This window comes from Vreelandella sp. 2A-K22, from assembly GCF_054065485.1.
The window spans coordinates 11983-33663 of record NZ_JBSUGC010000018.1; the positions used below are offsets into that span (position 1 = coordinate 11983).

Genomic DNA, 21681 nt, shown 5'->3' on the forward strand with positions numbered 1-21681 from the left:
CTAACCGCTAACGACTGAGCACCAAGAGGTTCAACGGGCTCTGCAAGCCGCGCTTAGCGAGCCTTGCTTTTCGGTTTGCGCAGTGCCTGTACCGGCTTACGCTTGTGCTTATCGCGGTTCCAGCGATTCTTCTCATCCGGTGTCAACGCGGGCACTTTACGTGTTTCCAAGTTAGCCAGCGTGGCTAAGTCATCCACCTCATCCTGGGTAAGTTCGACCCATTCGCCGGCTTTCGCCCGCTTATCGAGGAAGATATTGCCGTAGCGCACGCGTTTAAGACGACTAACCGTCAGCGCCTGGGATTCCCAAAGACGACGCACTTCACGGTTGCGCCCTTCGAGAATCACCACGTGGAACCAGGTGTTGATGCCTTCGCCACCAAACTCCTGAACATCGGTAAAGCGCGCCGGGCCATCTTCAAGCATGACCCCATCGACCATGGCCAGGATATGCTCGCGCTTCACTTCACCCATCACGCGAACCGCGTACTCGCGCTCCACCTGGGTAGAGGGGTGCATCAAACGGTTGGCCAGCTCACCGTCGGTAGTGAACAGCAGCAAACCACTGGTGTTGATATCCAGGCGACCGATCGCAATCCAACGTTCGCCTTTCAGGCGCGGCAAGCGGTCAAACACCGTGCGGCGACCTTCTGGATCCTTACGGGTGCATAGCTCGCCTTCCGGCTTGTTATACATAATCACCCGGCGTGGCACTTCTTCTTCTGGGCGCAATGCCACCGGACGGTCATCAAAACTGACTTTATCCCGCGCTTCAACGCGGTCGCCCAGCTTAGCCACCTGGCTATTCACTTTAACACGGCCGGCGGAAATCGCCGTTTCCATCTCACGACGCGAGCCAAGGCCTGCACGGGCCAAGACTTTTTGCAGCTTTTCGCTGGTGGGGGGCGTGGTGTTATTACTCTGACTCATGGTCGTCTGACCTCACATCGGTAGTCTCCGTGCTTTCGCGCTCATCTTGTTGGCGCTTGGCACGTGCCGCGAGCCGAGCCTGTAGGTCGGCAAAACTCAGCGGCTGGGTTAACGCCGTCTCGGCGTGCGTGTCGGCTATCTCAGCCGAGGTTATCTGTTCTTTCTGAGGTGGCGCATCCTGCACCGTTTTGATCGTTTCGTCCAGTGCTTCATGGTCTGTACCGGGGCCATTTTCTTCCTGAATGTCAGTATCCATCGTCATCCCCGGTTCTTCAGATATCTCGTTTTCATCCCAGCTTGCCAGGGTGTGCATGGGCGGCAATGCATCGAGGGTTTTTAACCCAAAATCGTCTAAAAAGCTGCGTGTGGTGGCGTATACCGCTGGTCGGCCAGGCACATCACGATGACCGACCACCCGAATCCAGCCGCGCTCAGCCAAGGTGCGCATAATGGAACTACTCACGCTGACACCGCGCACTTCCTCAATGTCCCCACGAGTAACCGGCTGCCGATAGGCAATTAATGCCAGTGTCTCCAGCAGCGCCCGCGAGTAGCGCTGGGGGCGTTCATCCCATAACCGCGACACCCACTGGGAAAGCCGCGGACGAATGCGCAGTTGGTAGCCTGAGACCGTTTCCAGGAGCTCCAGTGCACCGCCAGAATGTCGCTGCTGCAAACGTTCCAGGACGTCACGAAGCTCTTTGCGCGGGGGGCATTCGCCCTCAAGAAAGAGTGTCTCCAACCGCTCAAGGGGCAAGGGTTCGCCAGCGGCCAGCAGTGCGGCTTCAACAATATCATCTAAAACAATGTCATCTAACGCGGTGACGGTGTTACTCATGGCTCCTCCTCGTCAGGTTCAAAAGCGGACTCGCCATAGGCATCATCTTCTATCTCGCCCTCATCAAAAGCGCTCTCCTCGCCGTCAGCAAGGGCAGCGCGTCGCGCGCGCACGTGAATTGGCGACAGCGGCGCATTTTGGACAATTTCAATCATGGCTTCTTTGGCCAGCTCAAGAATCGCCATAAACGTGACCACCACGCCTGCGCGCCCCTCCTCTAAAGTAAATAGCGCTTCAAAGGGGGTATAGCGCTGATGGGCGTCGTCGTAACTTAGCTGCTCCATGATCTTGAGCATGCGCTCGCGGGTAGAGAGAACCTCGCGGCTGATCTGGTGGGCCTGCACCAGCTCGGCACGCTTGAGGATATCGGAGAGCGCGCTGAGCAATTCATCCAATTCCACCTCGGGGTGAATCACACGGGATTCCAGTGGCGGTAAGCCCGCCTGCACGCTGAACCAGTCACGCCCCATACGCGGTAATGTGTCCAGCGTCTCTGCTGCCTCTTTAAGGCGTTCGTACTCTTGCAGACGGCGGATAAGCTCAGCGCGGGGATCCTCCTCGTCATCGCCCTCAGCCTTCGGCGGGCGGGGCAACAAAGTGCGCGACTTGATCTCAGCCAGCATAGCGGCCATCAACAGGTATTCCCCCGCCAGCTCGATCTCCATGGCCTTCATCAGCTCCACGTACTCGATGTACTGGTGGGTGATGGTCGCCACGTTGATGGTCAGAATATCCAGGTTTTGGCGGCGAATCAGATAGAGCAGCAGATCCAGCGGGCCTTCAAAGGTCTCTAAAAAGACACGCAGTGCTTCCGGGGGAATATACAAATCCTCCGGCATTTGCGTAATCGGCTCATTAAACAGACGCCCAAGCGAAGCTGCCACTGGCTCGGTGGGTTCGGAATCAGGGCTTGCTAAATCAACAGTAACGCTTGGCGTCTCGCTCACGCGGGTCGGCTCTCTTGGAAAATGGAAATCGGCACAAGCGAACAGTTTAGCAAAGTCGTTAGCATTCGCGTTGCTCTATTAGAGAGTAAGCACAAGCGTACTACCCCGCCTCCACCGCTTTGCGGTAGCGGCCAGTATAGTCAAACAGCTTGTCACGGATTTGGAAATGGCGCCCCACTTTGCGGCCTACGACAAAATCCGGGTGGCGTAGGCGGCGCTGTTCGGCGACGACGTCCTCGGCGCTTAGCGGCTGCCATTTACCTCCCGGTGCGCGCAGATGGTAGCGCAGAAAGGCGGCATAAAAAGCGCGCCGTTGAGCGGGGGTTTCCAGCGCGTACCACTCGGAAAGATGGGTGCCATCTTCGTCATGATAGGTGACTTTTAAGCGCGGCAGGCCACGGCCGTTAGTGGTCGCTTCCAGCTGCATACCGCTTACCCGCAATACCTTGGCGTCTTTCAGCTTTAGGGCGTCCTTGAGTTTATCATCCGCGTCCACCAGTAGTTTTTCGCAGCCGTGGCAGCGGCGGGCGGCAATATCATTCTCGGCGCCACACTCCTCGCAAACTTTAAAACGGAACCGAAACTCACACTGGCGCCGTTTTCCTTCATCATCTTCAATTAGCCCCTGACAGCGGCGGCCAAAGTGCTCAATCACTAAATCACCGTCGCGCTTACCCCAGTAAAGATTGGCATGACCGCAGTCGGGGCACTCTATCTGAACCGGTTCGCTGTCACTATCGGGCTTCGGCTCCCCCACTTCCGGCGCGAAGATATCCCAGGGGTTGCCGGCATAATCCAGAATCAGGCAGTCGCTCTTGCCCGGCGACAGGCGCAGCCCTCTGCCCACCATCTGCTGGTAGAGGCTCACCGATTCGGTAGGCCGCAAAATAGCGATCAAATCCACGTGGGGAGCATCGAAACCGGTGGTCAGCACCGCGACGTTCACCAGGTATTTTAGTTTCCGCGCTTTAAAAGCATCGATCAGCGCAGTGCGCTCTTGGGAAGGTGTTGCACCGGTAATTAAAGCCGCCTCTGCTCGAGGTAAATAACCGATAATTTCTTCAGCGTGGGCCACGGTGGCGGCAAAAATCATCACGCCCTGGCGATCAACCGCACGTTCGACGATTTGCCCGATAATGCCCGGCGTCGCTCGACTGCCCGCCACCACGCGATTCAGCTCTTCCTCTTGGAACAGACCGTTTGAAGAGGGTTTGAGTGCGGAGAAGTCATAGCCCTCAATCGCCATATCCAGGCGCTTGGGCGCAGCCAGATAGCCCTGCTTCACCATCAGACGCAGCGGCTGCTCGAAGACGCAGTCACGAAAAAAACTCTCTTCACTGCCCCGCACCATGCCGTGATGGTGGCGGTAATAAATAAACCCCTGCCCCAAACGGTACGGCGTCGCGGTGAGGCCGAGTATTTTAAGCTGTGGATTGTGCTGGCGCAGGTGCTCAATCACCTGACGATAGCTAGCGTCTTCGTTGAGTGATACACGATGGCTCTCGTCGATGACCAGCAAGGTAAAATTAGCGTCGTTAAAGCTCTCCAGGTTACGCACCACCGACTGCACCGAGCCAAATACCACTTGGCGACTCGCCTCTTTGCGCTTTAAACCGGCGCTAAAAATATCCGCCTCAAGCCCATAAGCCTGGTACTTGGCATGGTTCTGCTCCACCAGCTCACGCACATGGGCCAGCACCAATACCCGCCCACGGGCCAAGCGCGCTAGCTCAGCTATCACCAGGGATTTACCACTGCCCGTGGGCAGCACCACCAGCGCAGGCTCGCTTGAGGCTCGGAAATGGCCAACCACGCGCTTGACCGCTTCCTGCTGATAAGGGCGAAGCTGGGGCGTTGGTGAGTTAGCTAGTGAGGAGCTAGGTATCGACAAATTAATTAGCCCGCTATTGAACTATTACGACTTTCGTCGCGTCGTAGTAGTGATGGTTTAAATAATCCCAGAAATCGCAACGTTTATCAGCGAGAAGATACTAGTGAGGTGAGCAATGACAACCAACCATTTCAGCCCAGAGTGCCCGGAATGCAGCAGTCGTTTAAAACGCCTTCCCGCCACGCGGCGTGGTAAAGCCCATGTGTTCTGCATGGATTGCGGACATGATTTTGGGCGCTTCGAATACCTCGTTGAGCGCTACCGGTTAGAGCTTGAAACGCTGGAGGCCAAACTAGGATTGCCACCCGAAGGAGCTGATAAAACACCGGCTAGCGCTCCCGAGCGGCACTCTTAATAACTGTTGTCACGACTCGCGTAACTGTTAACGGCGGAAAAAAATCCGCCGTTAACATGGGCGCTATGCCCAACGCACTATCTGGAGCATTACTGGAATCAGTTGAGCCAAACCCGAGCGTTGCGGAATAGTCGCAGCCAGGCGCCATCTTCAGTCCACTCTGCCGGGCGCCAGGAGTTGGTAACCGCCCGAGCAACGCGCTCAGGGTGGGGCATCATAATGGTCACCCGGCCATCCGGCGTGGTCAGACCGGTAATGCCCGCCGGTGAGCCGTTGGGATTTGCCGGGTAGCGCGTGGTCGCCTGGCCGTAGTTATCGATATAGCGCAGAGCAATTTGGTTGCTCGATTGCATGCTGCGCAGATGAGCGCTGTCTCGGAACTCCGCCTGCCCTTCACCATGAGCAACGGCGATGGGCAGTTTTGAGCCCTCCATACCGGCGAGCAGAATCGAGGGGCTCTTTTCAACCCGCACCATGGAAACGCGGGCCTCAAATTGCTCGGACTCATTGCGCACAAAGGTCGGCCAGTTTTCAGCGCCAGGAATCAGCGATTTCAACTGCGAGAGCATTTGGCAACCGTTACATACGCCCAGCGAGAAACTATCGTCGCGGGCGAAGAACGCCGCAAACTGCTCCTGGGCGCGCTCATTAAACAGCACCGACTTGGCCCAGCCACCGCCAGCACCAAGCACGTCGCCGTAGGAGAAGCCACCGCAGGCCACAAGCCCTTTGAACTCTTCCAGCGAAACACGCCCCGCCAGGATGTCGCTCATATGCACATCCACCGCCTCAAACCCGGCCTTATCGAAAGCCCAGGCCATTTCTACCTGGCCATTGACGCCCTGTTCACGCAGCACCGCCATGGCAGGCTTAGCTGTGTTGACATAAGGCGCGCTGATATCTTCATTAATATCAAAGGTGGGCGTGGCAGATAGCCCCGGGTCGCGGCCATCGAGCAGATTGTCGTATTCGTTCTTGGCGCATTCGGGGTTGTCGCGCAGCGCCTGCATACGGTAACTGGTTTCTGTCCAGGTACGCTGGGTAAGCTGACGAGTGGTTTCCAGCAAAGGCTCTTCAAACAGCGTGACGCGCACCTGGTCATCGTAACGCGGGCGGGCGATGACGCCACAGGTTTCGATACCCGCCACGGCAAACTGCGCCAGCACTTCTTCAGTGTGTTCACGATTGACCTGAATCACGGCACCCAGCTCTTCCGAGAACAGCGCGTTCAACGCCTCCACTGGCTCGTCGATCATCCAGTCGAGCTTGATCTCAAGCCCGGCGTGGGCAGCAAAGGCCATTTCCAGCAGCGTGACCAGCAGGCCACCATCGCTACGATCGTGATACGCCAGCAGCTTGCCGTCGCGGTTCAGGCCTTGAATGACTTCGAAGAACGCTTTGATATCTTCCGGGTCGTCCACATCGGGGCAGTCATTGCCCACCTGGCCATACACCTGCGCCAAAGCGGAGCCGCCCAACCGATTCTGACCGTTGCCCAGGTCGACCAAAATCAAATCCGACTCGTCTTGATCCAGATTGATCTGCGGCGTGAGCGTCGCCAGGGCGTTGGTCACCGGAGCAAAACCGGTCACCACTAGTGAAAGGGGCGACGTCACGCTCTTCTCTTCGTATTCGCCCTGCTCGTTCTCATCCTGCCAAGCGGTACGCATCGACATCGAATCTTTGCCCACCGGAATCGCAATGCCCAGCGCCGGACACATTTCCATACCTACCGCATAAACCGCATCGTAAAGCGCCTGATTTTCACCTGGGTGATCCGCCGCGCTCATCCAGTTAGCGGAGAGCTTGATATCGCTCAGTTTGGCAATCGGTGCTGCCGCCAAATTGGTAATCGCTTCGGCCACCGCTAAGCGAGCGCTAGCAGCAGGGTTGATCAAGGCTACCGGGGGACGTTCCCCCATGGCCATGGCTTCACCGGTGTGGGTATCAAAGCTTGCCGTGGTCACCGCTACATCGGCTACCGGCACTTGCCAGGGGCCGACCATTTGGTCGCGAGCCACCTGGCCGGTGATCGAGCGGTCACCAATGGTGATCAGGAAGCTTTTGGAGGCCACGGTAGGTAAGCGCAGTACGCGATCAAGTGCTTCGCGCAGGTCAAGATTATCCAGCATCATGCCGGAGAGCTCCGGATTGCGACGCTCAAATTCGCGCTGCATCTTGGGTGCTTTGCCGAATAGCACGCTCATCGGTAGGTCAACCGGCTTACTCTCAAAATGGCCGTCGCGCACTTCAAGATGGTGCTCTTCCAAGGCTTCGCCGACTACCGCATAGGGGCAGCGCTCGCGCTTGCACAGGGCATCAAATGTATCCAAATCCTCTGGTGCAACCGCAAGCACGTAACGCTCCTGGGCCTCATTACACCAAATCTCCAGCGGGCTCATACCCGGCTCGGCGTTGGGCACCGCGCGCAGATCAAAACGACCACCACGGTTGCCATCTTTTACTAGCTCGGGCAACGCATTGGAGAGCCCACCCGCGCCAACATCGTGGATAAAGCGAATCGGGTTGTGATCCCCCAGCGCCCAGCAGCGGTCGATCACCTCTTGAGCACGGCGCTCAATCTCAGGGTTTTCACGCTGCACCGAAGCGAAATCCAAATCGGCACTGGAAGTGCCGGAGGCCATGCTGGAGGCTGCACCGCCGCCCAGGCCAATCAACATCGCCGGGCCACCCATCACAATCAGCTTGCCGCCGACAGGGATATCACCCTTCTGAACATGGTGGGCACGGATATTGCCATAACCACCGGCGAGCATAATCGGCTTATGGAAACCGCGCCGCTCGATACCGCCGTCGTTAAGTGACTCCTGCTCGTAGGTGCGGAAATAGCCGGTTAGATTGGGGCGGCCAAATTCATTGTTGAACGCGGCGCCCCCAATGGGGCCCTCGAGCATAATATTGAGCGCCGACTCCATACGCCCTGGCTTGCCGTAATCAAAGGCTTCCCAGGGCTGTACGAATTCTGGAATGCGCAGGTTGGAAACCGTAAAACCTGAAAGACCCGCTTTGGGCTTGCCCCCAATGCCGGTAGCACCTTCGTCACGGATTTCTCCACCGGAGCCGGTCGCCGCGCCTGGGAAAGGGGCAATCGCGGTGGGGTGGTTATGGGTCTCTACCTTCATCAGGATATGAATGGGTTCCTGATGAGTGGCGTAGAGTGCACGCTCGTCGTCAACGCCTGTCAGCGGCGTGGCAAAGAAGCGACCAGCCTGACTGCCCTTGATCACAGCGGCATTGTCGCTGTAAGCCGAGAGAACATTGTCCGGCGACGACGCAAAGGTATTCTTGATCATCTTAAACAGCGAGTGGCTCTGCAGCTCGCCGTCGATCATCCAATCGGCGTTGAAGATTTTGTGACGGCAGTGCTCAGAGTTGGCCTGAGCAAACATCATCAGCTCAACGTCGCTGGGGTTACGCCCCAACTCATTGAAAGCATCGACAAGATAGTCGATTTCATCTTCTGCCAGCGCCAGCCCCAGCGCCTGGTTGGCCGTTGCCAACGCATCCCGGCCACCCTCAAGAATATCCACACTGCCCAGCGGTGCCGGGTCGTGTTGAGCAAACAGCTTAGCGGCGTCCGAGGCATCGGCTAGCACGGTTTCGGTCATACGGTCGTGTAGCAGTGCCGCCAGCGCGCTCAAACTCTCTTCGTCCGGCATCGCGGTGAAGCTGACCCGGTAATCGATGCCGCGCTCGATGCGGCTAATTTGGCGCAAGCCGCAGTTGTGGGCGATATCAGTCGCCTTGGATGACCAGGGCGACTGGGTGCCTAGGCGCGGCACCACCAAAAAGCGCTGGGCGCGCTCAGGAACCTCTACGCTCGAGTGAGTACCGTAATCAAGTAACTGCACCAAACGTTCGCGGGCAGCGTCATCCAGTTCCTCGCGGCGCTCATGGGAGTGAACATCGATAAAATGAACATAGTGGGCAGACAGCGCTTCCACCTCGGGAACACGTTCACGCAGCACCGTTAACAGCCGAGCATGACGGAAGGCAGAAAGGGCGGGCGCGCCTCGCAGTTCGAGCATATCCTGAAGCCTCTAGAGCAGGGAAATTCGAGCAGGGAAATCACCGGGCCGCTAGGCGGCCGTGCTTTTATGGTGCCGGAAAACACAGATAATGTGGTACCGGAAAACGCCTATGATACTGGAAACCAGCCGTCACACGAAATCAACAAGGTGACAGCCTGCCCCTGGCTGGGTATCGTGGCAGCTTGTTTCATGCCGACAAGACGCCATGCTGACGTTGATTTGCCGACATTTTGTAGCCCGTGCCAGCGCTTATTATGCGCTAATAGCGATTACGCTTCTGACTCTGGTGCCCACCCTCTCCCTGGTTCCTCCCGGCGAGCATCTGACTCAGATCACTGCAAAAGATTTTATTACCGTTCACACCCGTAATACACCCACCACTTATTACCAAGGTCGCCAGGGCCCTACCGGCTTTGAGTACGAGCTAATGCACCGCTTTGCCGACTATCTAGGGGTGAGTCTTAACCTTAACGCCCGCCATCACCCTGAAAGCGTGCTGCCGGCGGTACGTGAGAGCGGCGACCTGGGCGCGGCAGCGCTACCCCTGCTGCCTAACCCCTCTGGTGTTTACTACACCCGTCCGATTATCAAGATGCAGCCGCTAGTGGTATACCGGCGCGGGCTTAATGGTATTAGTGAACCAAGCGACCTTGTCGGCCTGGAGCTTGGTACGCTTAGCGAAGCGGGTACCAGCGAAGCACTGCGCGATCTCCAGAAACGCCACCCCACCCTAAGCTGGAAAGAGTCCCATGAGTTGGAGGTCGCCGAACTGCTGGCCCGGGTTGAAAACGGCACCCTGGACGCAGCGGTTATTTTTGAGCATCAGTTCCGCTTGAACCGGCTGTTTTTCCCCAACGTTGAGCGTGGCTTTATCCTCGGCGACCCGCTCTCCATGGCATGGGCAGTGCCCAGCGGTCGCGGTTTGGGGTTACTCGAAGCCGCTAATCGCTTCCTCCAAGACCTGCAGGAGAGCGGCACGCTAGATCAGCTAGTCAGCCGCTACTTCGGTCATGACGACTACTTGGAGTATGTCGGTACCCGCACCTTTCTTGACCATCTGGATGCACGCCTGCCCCGCTATACTGAATTATTCCAGCAATCCGCCCAGGAAACAGGTTTTGATTGGAAGCTACTCGCGGCCGTGGGCTACCAGGAGTCGCACTGGGATCCAGATGCGGTCTCGCCGACCGGGGTGCGTGGTTTAATGATGCTAACCAACCCCACTGCCAGCGAGATGGGCATCAGCGACCGCACCGACCCGGCCCAAAGCATTGATGGCGGTGCCCGTTATTTGCGCAGCATCAAAGACCGCCTACCGGAAAGCATTACCGGTGATGACCGGCTTTTTATGGCCATGGCTGCCTATAATGTGGGGCTAGGGCATTTATACGACGCCCGTAAGATTGCCGAGATGCGAGGCGGTGACCCCGACAGCTGGACGGATGTACGCGCCGCACTGCCCCTGCTACAGCAGCGTGAATGGCACAGCCAAACGCGGCATGGCTACGCCCGTGGTGGCGAGCCAGTAATATACGTACGCAATATCCGTCGCTACTACGAAATGATTGAGTATGTTGAACGTAGCCGCCAGCAGTTTTTCCAACTAGAACAAACGTCAGTCAACGATGATCCACTGCTATTGTTCGAACTTGTGCCGCCGCTTGATTAACACTTCTTAACTATTTCTGGCTAAGTTGATCGCGTCGCGCGGTGAAAAAACGCTTCAGTAATTTTTGCGAGGGTGCTGCTAATACACCGCCAGTCACCGCGACCTGATGGTTGAACCACGGCTGCGCCAGTAGGTTAGCCTTTGATTCAACCATGCCAGCCCGAGGCTCAGCAGCACCGTAAACCAAACGGGCTAGGCGAGCATGTATCATCGCCCCTGCGCACATCATGCACGGCTCTAAGGTGACAAACAGCGTGCAGCCCTCAAGCCGATAGTTCCCCTGCTGCTGCCCCGCCTCGCGCAGCGCACGAACTTCCGCATGGCCGCTGGGGTCGCAACTGGCTACCGGGGCGTTGCAGCCAACGCCTATGACCTCCCCCTGCGCATCGACGACAACCGCCCCTACGGGCACCTCACCTGCCGCAGCGGCCAAGTGTGCTTGGTCAAGCGCCCGGTGCATGTAAAATTCATCGCTGCGCATAAACGTAAACTCCGCTAAGGTAGCTAAACGATCGTATGAAAGGGTTGTCCCCCGTCGTAGCAACTCACTTTCATCGACAGCATTCGATTGAGACAGCCGCAAGGATACCGAGAATGACAGACGCGCTGAACAAACTGGTAGCGTTACTGGAGCTAGAAACGCTGGAAGAGACGCTATATCGTGGCCAGAGTCAGGATCTAGGCTTTCCTCAGCTCTATGGTGGTCAGGTACTCGGCCAAGCGCTTGCAGCCGCTGCGCGCACAGTGCCCATTGAGCGCCGCCCGCACTCTCAGCACGGCTACTTTCTGCGTCCTGGTGACCCACATCGCCCCGTTGTCTACCAAGTGGATACCATTCGCGATGGCGGCAGCTTCACGACCCGTCGTGTCACTGCCATTCAAAAAGGCCGGCCAATCTTCTTCTGCAGCGCCTCCTTTCAAAGCGCTGAGGCGAGCTTTAGCCATCAGCGCACCATGCCGGATGTGCCGACACCCGAAGCGTTAATCGAGAACGGCGAGGCCAAGCATGACCGCTTTCCCGGTCACCCGATTGAGTTTGTGCATCTACCCGGCAACCCCGACAACGGTACACCTGCTGGCCAATGCTTATGGTTTCGTCTTTCCGGCACGCTGCCAGACGACCCGGCGTTGCACCGCCACTTGCTCTCTTACGCCTCTGACTTCAATCTGCTGACCACCAGCCTGATTCCCCATGGCATTGAGTACCGAGACCCCAAGCTACGCATTGCCAGCCTTGACCATGCCCTGTGGCTCCACCAGGACACCCGCCTGGACGATTGGCTGTTATACGTCATCGACTCACCCTGGACAGGCGGCGCTCGCGGGCTGGCGCGGGGGCATATTTACAGCCGCGATGGCCGCTTAGTGGCCTCCACCGCTCAGGAAGGGTTAACACGCTATTCTCAAAGCTAAATAAATAATCTCTCAAAACATTTACGCCCGCTAAGCAGCGGGCGTAAATCGACTAACCAGGGAGCAGTGCCTTAACCGCCATAAACGTCATTAATTGACTGCAGCGGGTAGTGCGCCGGGAAAGGCTTACGGGCGACACCAGAATCAACCGCGGCTTGCGCCACCGCCGAGGAAACCCGCGCCAGCAAGCGAATATCGACCGGCGTGGGGATGATGTACTCGCGGCCAAAACTCATCTCGGTGCGCTCGTAGGCGTCCAGCACTTCCTGAGGAACCGGCTCGCGGGCCAGGTCTTTCAAGGCATGCACCGCGGCCAGCTTCATCTCTTCATTAATGCGCGTGGCGCGAACATCCAAAGCACCGCGGAAGATAAACGGGAAGCCCAGCACGTTATTGACCTGGTTCGGGAAGTCCGAACGGCCGGTCGCCATGATCACATCCGGGCGCACCTCCCGGGCAACGTCAGGATGGATCTCCGGATCCGGGTTGGTGCAGGCAAAAATCACCGGATCTGGCGCCATTTTTTTCACCTGCTCAGCAGACAGCAGCCCTGGGCCTGACAGGCCGATAAAGACGTCAGCATTGTCGATGGCATCGTCCAAGGTGCGCATCTCGGTATCGCGGGCGAATTCAGCCTTATATTCGTTGATACCTTCGCGATCAGTATGAATAACGCCACGCCGATCCAGCATTACCAAATTCTCTTTACTTGCACCACAGGAGACCAGCAGCCGCATACAGGCAATCGCCGCCGCCCCTGCACCCATGCAAACGATCTTGACGTTCTCAATTTTTTTGCCCGCGATATCCAAGGCATTAAGCATGCCGGCCGCTGTCACAATTGCGGTGCCGTGCTGGTCATCGTGGAAGACCGGGATGCTGCAGCGCTCAACCAGTGCTTTCTCAATTTCAAAACACTCCGGCGCCTTGATGTCTTCAAGGTTAATCCCGCCCCAGGTATCGGCAATGCGCGCGACGGTATCGATAAACGCCTGCGGGCTTTCCGCATCCACTTCGATATCCACCGAATTGATGCCTGCAAAGCACTTAAACAGCACGCCCTTGCCTTCCATCACTGGCTTGCTCGCCAGCGGGCCCAGATTACCCAACCCCAGAATAGCGCTGCCATCGGTAATGACGGCGACCAGATTGCCCTTGCCGGTATAGCGGTAAGAATTTTCCGCATCCCTGGCGATTTCAAGTACTGGCTCAGCCACGCCTGGGCTATACGCCAGTGCCAAATCCCGTGCTGTCGCGGTGGGTTTGGTCAACTCCACCGAAAGCTTACCGGGAATCGGTTTCGCGTGATAATCCAAAGCAGCCTGCTTATTTGCATCCGTCATGGTCAGAGTCCAGTTAACATAAAGTAGATAAGTCGTTTCAGAATATAGAAAAAACCATAGCGCCTCAAGCGCGCTGTCAACTTACGACAAAACGCTCGTTTAACTGAATTTTATCTTCACATTCGTCACTTTTAGCCACTATTTGCAGAAACTTATGCAAACAGGCTTTACTCATAATGCTTTACTTATCGCTGCACAACAGCATTTATGGAAAATTTTTCCACACAAAGCTCATGCAGCAAGCATATCCAGCTCACAAAAAACCCACGCCGAGGCGTGGGTTTTGCGCGAGCATAGCCTTATAGGAATAGCCTGATAGGAACAGGCATGCTGGCGATATGGCTATCCGACTGGGATTAGCCGCGCTTAACAGCAGCGCCGAAACGCTTGTTGAAACGCTCTACGCGGCCACCAGTGGTCGCTTGCTTCTGCTTACCAGTGTAGAACGGGTGGCAGTTAGAGCACACATCCAAGGAGAAGTCCTGACCAGAGGTCGTACCTACTTGGAAAGTGGCGCCGCAAGAACAGCTGGCGGTGACCGTGTTGTAATTCGGGTGAATACCTTGTCTCATTTCGAGCCTCACGAAGCTATATGCCGCCACCTGATCTCGTGCCAGGTACCGCATACGGGTTTGGAAAAAACGACTAACCGGTTAGCCGCTCTGTCGTTACGATAGGTCTTTACAAATAGATCGATAAAGATCGTTAGGATTCAGAGCGGTCGCATATTCTAGCAAAACTAACGCCGGAGGCCAATTGGCTGACTCTTTTTCTTCGCAGGCATATTCTCAAGGGCAGTCTCAAAGACCGTCCCAAAGATCTTCCCAAGCACTCGATCAAGTGCTCAAGGTAGCGCTGCCTTCGCCGCTGCGCCGCCTGTTCGACTACCTGCCTTCCAGGGAAACGCCCCCCTGCGGCTGGCAGCCGGGGCTGCGAGTGCGGGTGCCCTTTGGGCGTCGCGAAGTCGTTGGCGTGGTCGTCGAATTAGCCGACCACAGCGACCTTTCGCGCAGCCAACTGCGTAGCATCAGCGAAGCGCTGGATGATGCCCCGTTGCCGGAGGATTGGCTATGGCTATGCCGCTTTGCCGCCCGTTATTATCAGCACAGCCTAGGCGACACCCTGCACCACGCCATGCCTGCACGGCTACGCCAGGGGCACCCCATGGCTGGGCGCACCCAGACTCTCTGGCTTGCCCAAGGCGAAGGCGCAGAAGAAATACTCAGCCGAGCGCCCAAGCAAGCCGAGCTGCATGCGCTGCTGCGCCAACACCCTCATGGGTTGCCTGGCCGTGCGGTTAGCGCCCACGGCTTTGCCCGCGACCAGCTATTAGCGCTGGAGAAGAAAGGCCTCGCATCCAGCCAGGAACACATCCTCACTGCCCCAACGCCACCCAGCGGCAACTTACTGGCAACACCGGCCCTGCCGCTTAACCGTGAACAGGCGACGGCGCTGGCCACACTGCATGAAAAACTCGATGGCTATCACCCCTGCTTACTCGAGGGTGTCACCGGCAGCGGCAAAACAGAAGTCTACCTGCAGCTTATTGAAGCCGTCGCCGCCAAGGGCAAGCAGTCGCTGGTACTGGTACCGGAAATTGGCTTAACCCCACAGACACTCGCCCGCTTTAGAAGCCGCTTTCGGGTACCCGTGGTGGCGCTGCACTCAGGCCTCACCGACCCCGAACGGCTAGATGTGTGGGAAGCCGCCGCCAGCGGCCGGGCGCTCATTATCATCGGCACCCGCTCGGCGATTTTCACCCCGCTGGCCAACCCCGGCGCGATTATTGTCGATGAAGAGCACGACGGCTCCTACAAACAGCACGACGGTTTGCGCTACCACGCCCGCGATTTAGCCGTGGCCCGGGCCCACTACCATAAAATCCCGCTACTGATGGGCAGTGCCACCCCCTCCCTGGAGAGTCTGCACCAAGCACTTAGCGGCGCTTACCGCCACCTACGCCTGACCCAGCGCCCCAGCCAGCACCCGCCAGCCAAGCTGGAGCTGATTGATCTACGCCACCAACGCCGCCAGGGCGGTCTGCTACCCGGTGCCATCAAAGCGATTAAAAGCACCTTGAGCGCTGGCAAGCAGGTGCTGATTTTTATCAACCGGCGCGGCTTTGCACCGACACTTGCCTGCCACGCCTGCGGCTGGATGGCAGAGTGTGGCCAGTGCGACGCACGCATGACGCTACACCGCCAGCCTCCCCTACTGGCTTGCCACCACTGCGATAGCCGCCGCGCCCTACCGGACGCTTGCCCCGAGTGTGGCAGCGGCGATCTGCGCGCCTTGGGTAGCGGCACAGAACGCACTGAAGAAACGCTGCAAACGCTGTTCCCGAAAACCACTATCCACCGCATCGATCGCGACAGTACTAGGCGCAGGGACAGTTTTGAACAGGTACTCAAAGAGATTCAGCGCGGCGAACCCTGCGTGTTGGTCGGTACTCAAATGCTCGCCAAAGGGCACCACCTACCCCACGTCACACTTGTCGTGGTCGTCAATGCCGACGGCGGCCTCTACGCCGCTGATTTTCGCGCTCTGGAGCACAGCGCCCAACTACTTGAACAAGTAGCGGGCCGTGCCGGTCGCGCCGCCCACCCAGGCCGAGTACTGGTGCAAACCCTCCACCCCGACGACCCACACTTGGGCCAATTGGCTGAACATGGCTACGGGGCCCTTGCGCGCAATATGTTGGAAGAAAGGCGCATTTCCCAGCTGCCCCCGTTCTGTTTTATGGCGCTGCTACGCATCGAAAGCCCCAAAGAGGAGGCCGCTTTGGCCATGGCGCAACAGGCCGCTCAAGCCCTGCGCCAATGGTTAAAAGAGACCGGCGTAGCCACCCGCTGCCTGGGGCCTGTGCCCGCGCCGATGGAAAGACGCCAGAACCGCTACCATTTACACGTTATGCTGGCAGCCGATAAACGCAGCCAACTACACCCGGCCGTTAGCTGGCTGGTGCAGTGGCTTGAAGCCAATCGAGAGGCCCGCAAGGTACGCTGGTCGATTGATATCGACCCACAAACCCTCGCTTAGCGCTTATCTCTTGGCACTTGTTTAGCAACACGCCTTTGAAACTGCGGCTCAATTGCCGATAATAGCCGCTTTGCCGACGCACCTTTACTGCTGCGCGTTAGCACACGCCGCCACAGACGTAACCGGATACCCACATGAAAGATACGATAGTTTCTCTGCTCGAAGGCGCGATCACCGCGCTCAAGCACCAAGGCGTGCTGCCAAACGACCTTCAGCCCACCATCAAAGTGGATCCTACCAAAGACAAGGCCCACGGCGATTACGCCACCAACTTGGCGCTGATGCTGGCCAAACCGGCAGGCAAAAATCCTCGTGAACTAGCCAACGCGCTGGTAGCCGCGCTCCCCGAAAGCGACGCTATCCAAAAAACCGAGATTGCGGGCCCCGGCTTTATCAACTTTTTCGCCGCCGCCGATGCCGCGGCGCAGATCGTTGCCCAGGTGCTCGACTGCGGCGACACCTTTGGCCGCAGCATGGTGGGCAAAGGCGAGAAGGTTCAAGTCGAGTTCGTTTCCGCCAACCCCACCGGCCCGCTGCACGTAGGTCACGGTCGGGGCGCAGCGATTGGCGACTGCCTATGCCGCCTTCTCGAAGCCACCGGTTTTGATGTCACCCGCGAGTTCTACTACAACGACGCTGGCGCCCAGATCGCCAACTTGGCGCGTTCGGTACAAGCGCGGGTGAAAGGCTTAGGCCCTGACGACGATAGCTGGCCCGAAGACGGCTATCGCGGCGAGTATATCGTCGATGTGGCCAACGACTACCTGGCAGGCAAAACGGTCAGCGCCGATGACCGTGAAGTCACCGCCAAAAAAGACCCTGACGATTTAGATGCGATTCAAGAGTTTGCCGTGGCGTGGCTGCGTCGCGAACAGGATCTGGATCTAAAAGCCTTCGGCGTGGAGTTTGACGTCTATTTCCTAGAGTCCTCACTCTATGAAGATGGCAAGGTGGACGCCACTGTTGAAAAACTGGTGAGCGCAGGCCACACCTATGAAGAAGATGGTGCCATGTGGCTACGCACCACCGACTTCGGTGATGACAAAGACCGCGTAATGCGCAAACGCGAGGGTGGCTACACCTACTTCCTGCCTGATGTGGCCTACCACCTGGACAAGTGGCAGCGCGGTTTCAAAACCGTGATCAACGAGCAGGGTGCCGACCACCACTCCACCGTCACCCGCGTACGCGCCGGTTTACAGGCACTGGAAGCAGGCATTCCCAAAGGCTGGCCCGACTACGTGCTCCACCAGATGGTCATGGTTACCCGCTCAGGCGTCGAGGTAAAACTCTCCAAGCGCGCCGGCAGCTATGTCACTGTGCGCGACTTGATCGACGAAGTGGGCCGCGACGCCACGCGCTTCTTCCTCGCCGCCCGCCGCGCCGACTCGCAGCTCACCTTTGATATCGACCTGGCCCGCTCCCAGTCGAATGACAACCCGGTCTACTACATCCAGTACGCCCACGCCCGGGTCTGCAGCATGCTGCGCAAAGCCCAGGATGCCGACCAGCCGTTTGATCACGCCTTGGCACTGGCCAACCTAGCGCTGCTGGACAGCGACCAGGAGAAAGCCGTACTTAACCGGCTAGCGCGCTTCCCTGAAGTAGTGGAAACCGCCGCCAGAAACCGCGAGCCACAGCAGGTTGCCCAGTATTTGCTCGACCTTTCCGGCGATTTCCACACCTGCTACAACGCCGTCAAAGTAATGGTCGAGGACGACACCCTGCGCAATACGCGCCTGGCACTAGGCCTCGCCACCCGTCAAGTGCTGCGCAACGGGCTTGACTTAATGGGGGTTAGCGCCCCAGAGGAGATGTAAGCAATGGCTAGCCCGCGCAAAAAGCCCGCCCCCCGCCGCGGAGCCACATCGCAGCGCAAGTCCAAACGCAGCTCAGGCGGCGGCTTCCGCCTACCCGGCTGGCTGTGGGGCCTTGCCGGTATGGCGGCGGGCTTCTTTTTGGCTCAGCACCAGCACGGCACCGCCCCCTGGCAAGAGCAGAACGAAGCGCCTCAAGCCACGGTACTGCCCAAGCCCTCGGGTAGCGAAGAGCGCGCCGCCGCTCGGGAAACCGAGGAAGCCGCTGAACCGTCGATGCCGACGTTTGAATTTTATACCCTGCTGCCGGAAACCGAGGTCATTGCCCCCGGCGTCTCTCTGCCTTCAAGCGTTGTGCGCCCGGAGGCTCCCGAACCGACAGCCGATAGTGCTGCGGCCTCTGGCGCTGCAGGCGACGACCCCATCGCCCAGGTGATTGCCGCCAACACCCGACCTGAAGATCAGGTATCGGCGGCTCAGGAGAATGAAGCGGCCACCAATACCCCAGGGCGCTATATGCTTCAGGCGGCCTCGTTTCGTGAAGCCAGCGACGCCGAACAGTTGCGTGGCCGACTGCGCAATTTAAGCCTGCTGGCGGAAATCAGCGAAGTAAAGGCGGATGGCAATACCTGGCACCGGGTACAAGTGGGACCTTACGAGGACACCCGTGAGTTGAACCGGGCCCAGGATTTAATGAATACCCAAGGAATTGAGCCGCTGCTTATCCAACTGCAAAACTAATAATCCCTCCTGGATTACCCTGCGGGCGGTTGATTTTTTATCAGCCGCCCGCATTTTGTTGTGAACGCTTAAACAATGGTCGCTTATTGAGTGGCCTGCCAGTCATCGGGAGCTCGCCTCCCCCAAGGAGTTATCTCCATGACCACTATTGTCTCCGTTCGTCGTGGTAATCAGGTCGCCCTCGCTGGCGACGGCCAAGTATCGCTGGGCAATACCGTAATGAAAGGTAACGCCAGCAAAGTACGCCGCCTCTACCGCGGTAAGGTACTGGCCGGGTTTGCAGGTGGCACGGCGGATGCGTTCACGCTGTTTGAGCGCTTTGAAGCGCAGTTGGAAAAGTACCAGGGGCATTTGACCAAGGCAGCGGTTGAGCTTGCCAAAGATTGGCGCACTGACCGGGCGCTGCGCCGTCTGGAAGCGTTGCTGGCCGTCGCCGACCATAGCGCTTCGCTGATCATTACCGGTAACGGTGATGTGGTGGAGCCCGAGCGCGGCATTATCGCCATTGGCTCTGGCGGCAACTTCGCCCAGGCCAGCGCCCGAGCGCTGCTGGAAAACACCGAGCTGTCGGCGCGTGACATCACCGAGAAGTCGTTGGCTATCGCTGGTGATATCTGTGTATTCACCAACCACCACGTAACGCTCGAAGAGCTGTCGATTGACGGTCGCTAATTAGTCCACGCGACCACCCAACGCTGCTTAATGCACATTTAAGGTTACCGATATGACTCAGATGACACCCCGCGAAATTGTTCACGCTCTAGACCAGTACATTATTGGCCAGCAGGATGCCAAACGCGCCGTGGCAATTGCTTTGCGTAACCGCTGGCGCCGTATGCAGCTCGATGACGACCTGCGCCCAGAAGTCACCCCTAAAAATATTTTGATGATCGGTCCCACCGGTGTGGGTAAAACCGAGATTGCCCGCCGCCTGGCCAAACTGGCTAAAGCGCCGTTTATTAAAGTCGAGGCGACCAAGTTTACTGAAGTTGGTTATGTAGGCCGTGATGTAGAGTCGATTATCCGCGACTTAATGGAAGCGGCGATCAAGATGGTGCGCGAACAGGCCAAAGAAGAAGTTAGCCACCGCGCCGAAGATGCTGCAGAAGACCGCGTACTGGATGCCCTTCTGCCGCCGCCTCGAGGTCAGGAAGATAAACCCCGTGAAGACAGCGGCACCCGCCAGACCTTCCGCAAGAAGCTTCGCGAAGGGCAGTTGGACGATAAAGAGATCGATATCGAAATCTCTTCCCAGGGCCAAGGCATCGATATCATGACGCCACCAGGTATGGAAGAGATGACCAGCCAGCTGCAGAGCATGTTCTCCAACATGGGCCAGCAGAAGCGTGAAAACCGCCGCGTAACAGTCAAAGAGGCGCTGGTACTGCTGCGCGATGAAGAAGCGGGCAAGCTGGTCAACGAGGAAGAGATCAAATCCCGCGCGGTCTACTCGGTCGAGCAACACGGCATCGTATTCCTGGATGAGATCGATAAAGTCGCCAAGGGTAGCGGCCAGTCCAGCGGTGGCGAAGTCTCCCGTGAGGGCGTCCAACGAGATCTGCTGCCGCTGATAGAGGGTTCCACCGTCTCGACCAAGTACGGCATGGTTAAAACCGATCACATCCTGTTTATCGCCTCCGGTGCTTTCCACCTGTCGCGCCCATCGGATCTGATCCCTGAACTACAGGGCCGCTTGCCGATCCGGGTTGAGCTTGACGCGCTAACGCCCAACGACTTTAAGCGCATTCTCACCGAGCCCTCCGCCTCGCTGACCAAGCAGTACCAAGCGCTGCTGGCCACCGAAGGGCTGGACGTAGAGTTTACTCCCGACGGTATCGAGCGCATCGCTCAGATCTCCTGGCAGGTCAACGAAGGCACTGAAAATATCGGTGCCCGCCGCCTACACACAGTGATGGAGCGGCTATTGGAAGAAGCCTCTTTCCGAGGCGGCGATATGGAGAGCCCGCTGGTAATTGACGGCGACTATGTCAATGCTCAGCTTGGCGAACTGGCGGTCGACGAAGACCTGTCGCGGTATATTTTGTAAGCTGCGTCTGCTGTTATCATCAGCATTGGTATCGTCAGCAACAGCAAGCCCGCTCTTTGCGGGCTTGCTGCTATGTTCATAAGCCATGGACACTTAGCGATGAGGTTTCATCATGAATGCGCCCACCCCCACTAGGGTTCACTACCATAAACAGGCCCGCGAGCTGGAGCTTGGCTACGCCAATGGGGAGAGTTTTCACCTCCCGGTTGAGTTTTTACGCGTCTATTCGCCTTCCGCCGAAGTGCGTGGCCACGGCGGCGACACCGCGGTACTGCAAGTGGGTAAAAAAGATGTCGGCCTGCAAAATATTACCCAGGCGGGCAACTATGCACTGAAACTGCACTTCGATGATGGCCATGACAGCGGGCTGTTTAGCTGGAACTACCTGTATGACCTCGCGACCCACCAAGAAGCCTACTGGAACAACTACTTGCAGCGTTTAAAAGAGGCCGGTGCCTCGCGAGAGCCCGCCAGCATTCAATTCAAGCAACTGTGACTACCTGACTCATATCCTATACAAGAAGCCAGGCAGACAAGCCAGGGTGGACAAGGCTACAATGGCGTTAACTTTTAATCGCGTCGATCTCAGGGTCAAAAGAC

17 protein-coding genes are annotated in these 21681 nt (G+C 57.7%); 9 read left to right on the forward strand and 8 right to left on the reverse strand.

Translation table 11 applies throughout. The features are described 5' to 3' along the window. Positions 1-53: 53 nt before the first annotated feature. The 4 genes from rluB to ACW17M_RS21270 form a co-directional block, all read right to left on the reverse strand. Complete coding sequence (gene rluB / locus ACW17M_RS21255; RefSeq protein WP_009287431.1) at positions 54-929, reverse strand: 23S rRNA pseudouridine(2605) synthase RluB; 876 nt, start codon at positions 927-929, stop codon at positions 54-56. Next, entirely contained in the window at positions 916-1767 is an 852-nt protein-coding gene (gene scpB / locus ACW17M_RS21260; protein WP_009287432.1) for an SMC-Scp complex subunit ScpB, read from the reverse strand. The genes rluB and scpB overlap by 14 nt, the downstream gene beginning before the upstream one ends. Further along, complete coding sequence (locus ACW17M_RS21265; protein ID WP_457548056.1) at positions 1764-2714, reverse strand: segregation and condensation protein A; 951 nt, start codon at positions 2712-2714, stop codon at positions 1764-1766. The genes scpB and ACW17M_RS21265 overlap by 4 nt, the downstream gene beginning before the upstream one ends. 100 nt (positions 2715-2814) lie before the next feature. Beyond that, positions 2815-4605: a DEAD/DEAH box helicase gene (locus ACW17M_RS21270; protein WP_027958655.1), complete on the reverse strand. Its 1791-nt coding sequence runs from the start codon at positions 4603-4605 to the stop codon at positions 2815-2817. 115 nt (positions 4606-4720) lie between these two features. Between ACW17M_RS21270 and ACW17M_RS21275 the strand changes: the two genes are divergently transcribed. Further along, on the forward strand, positions 4721-4960 hold the full coding sequence (locus ACW17M_RS21275) for a hypothetical protein (protein WP_027958654.1): 240 nt from the start codon (positions 4721-4723) through the stop codon (positions 4958-4960). A gap of 98 nt (positions 4961-5058) precedes the next feature. On the opposite strand, the gene purL is transcribed toward ACW17M_RS21275, so the two are convergent. Beyond that, positions 5059-9009, reverse strand: coding sequence for a phosphoribosylformylglycinamidine synthase (gene purL, locus ACW17M_RS21280; RefSeq protein ID WP_009287435.1), 3951 nt, complete (start codon positions 9007-9009; stop codon positions 5059-5061). A 208-nt stretch (positions 9010-9217) separates the two neighbouring features. Between purL and mltF the strand changes: the two genes are divergently transcribed. Further along, on the forward strand, positions 9218-10681 hold the full coding sequence (mltF, locus tag ACW17M_RS21285; RefSeq protein WP_009287436.1) for a membrane-bound lytic murein transglycosylase MltF: 1464 nt from the start codon (positions 9218-9220) through the stop codon (positions 10679-10681). Between the two features lie 10 nt (positions 10682-10691). On the opposite strand, the gene tadA is transcribed toward mltF, so the two are convergent. Next, the gene (gene tadA / locus ACW17M_RS21290) at positions 10692-11162 is read right to left on the reverse strand and encodes a tRNA adenosine(34) deaminase TadA (protein ID WP_027958651.1); all 471 of its coding nucleotides are present in this window, start codon (positions 11160-11162) and stop codon (positions 10692-10694) included. Positions 11163-11275: 113 nt separating this feature from the next. Between tadA and ACW17M_RS21295 the strand changes: the two genes are divergently transcribed. After that, positions 11276-12094 carry an acyl-CoA thioesterase gene (locus ACW17M_RS21295; RefSeq protein WP_022522108.1) on the forward strand — a complete coding sequence of 273 codons (819 nt, stop codon included), beginning with the start codon at positions 11276-11278 and terminating at the stop codon, positions 12092-12094. A gap of 71 nt (positions 12095-12165) precedes the next feature. Here the strand turns inward: ACW17M_RS21295 and ACW17M_RS21300 are convergent, their stop codons facing one another. Then, entirely contained in the window at positions 12166-13437 is a 1272-nt protein-coding gene (locus tag ACW17M_RS21300) for a malic enzyme-like NAD(P)-binding protein (protein ID WP_457548057.1), read from the reverse strand. Positions 13438-13793: 356 nt separating this feature from the next. Next, on the reverse strand, positions 13794-14009 hold the full coding sequence (rpmE, locus tag ACW17M_RS21305) for a 50S ribosomal protein L31 (protein ID WP_081742600.1): 216 nt from the start codon (positions 14007-14009) through the stop codon (positions 13794-13796). A 268-nt stretch (positions 14010-14277) separates the two neighbouring features. Here rpmE and ACW17M_RS21310 point away from each other — a divergent pair, with 268 nt between their 5' ends. From ACW17M_RS21310 to ACW17M_RS21335, 6 genes are all read left to right on the forward strand, one after another. Continuing rightward, positions 14278-16476: a primosomal protein N' gene (locus ACW17M_RS21310; RefSeq protein ID WP_457548066.1), complete on the forward strand. Its 2199-nt coding sequence runs from the start codon at positions 14278-14280 to the stop codon at positions 16474-16476. Positions 16477-16610: 134 nt separating this feature from the next. Then, a complete protein-coding gene (argS, locus tag ACW17M_RS21315; RefSeq protein WP_457548058.1) occupies positions 16611-18296 on the forward strand; it encodes an arginine--tRNA ligase in 1686 nt (561 codons plus the stop codon). 3 nt (positions 18297-18299) lie between these two features. After that, positions 18300-19034, forward strand: a complete 735-nt coding sequence (locus tag ACW17M_RS21320) for an SPOR domain-containing protein (protein ID WP_022522105.1) — start codon at positions 18300-18302, stop codon at positions 19032-19034. A 138-nt stretch (positions 19035-19172) separates the two neighbouring features. Beyond that, positions 19173-19706: an ATP-dependent protease subunit HslV gene (gene hslV / locus ACW17M_RS21325; protein ID WP_113268993.1), complete on the forward strand. Its 534-nt coding sequence runs from the start codon at positions 19173-19175 to the stop codon at positions 19704-19706. Positions 19707-19758: 52 nt separating this feature from the next. Then, positions 19759-21081, forward strand: coding sequence for an ATP-dependent protease ATPase subunit HslU (gene hslU, locus ACW17M_RS21330; protein ID WP_009287441.1), 1323 nt, complete (start codon positions 19759-19761; stop codon positions 21079-21081). 112 nt (positions 21082-21193) lie between these two features. Beyond that, positions 21194-21577, forward strand: a complete 384-nt coding sequence (locus ACW17M_RS21335; protein ID WP_027958645.1) for a gamma-butyrobetaine hydroxylase-like domain-containing protein — start codon at positions 21194-21196, stop codon at positions 21575-21577. Positions 21578-21681 lie beyond the last annotated feature (104 nt).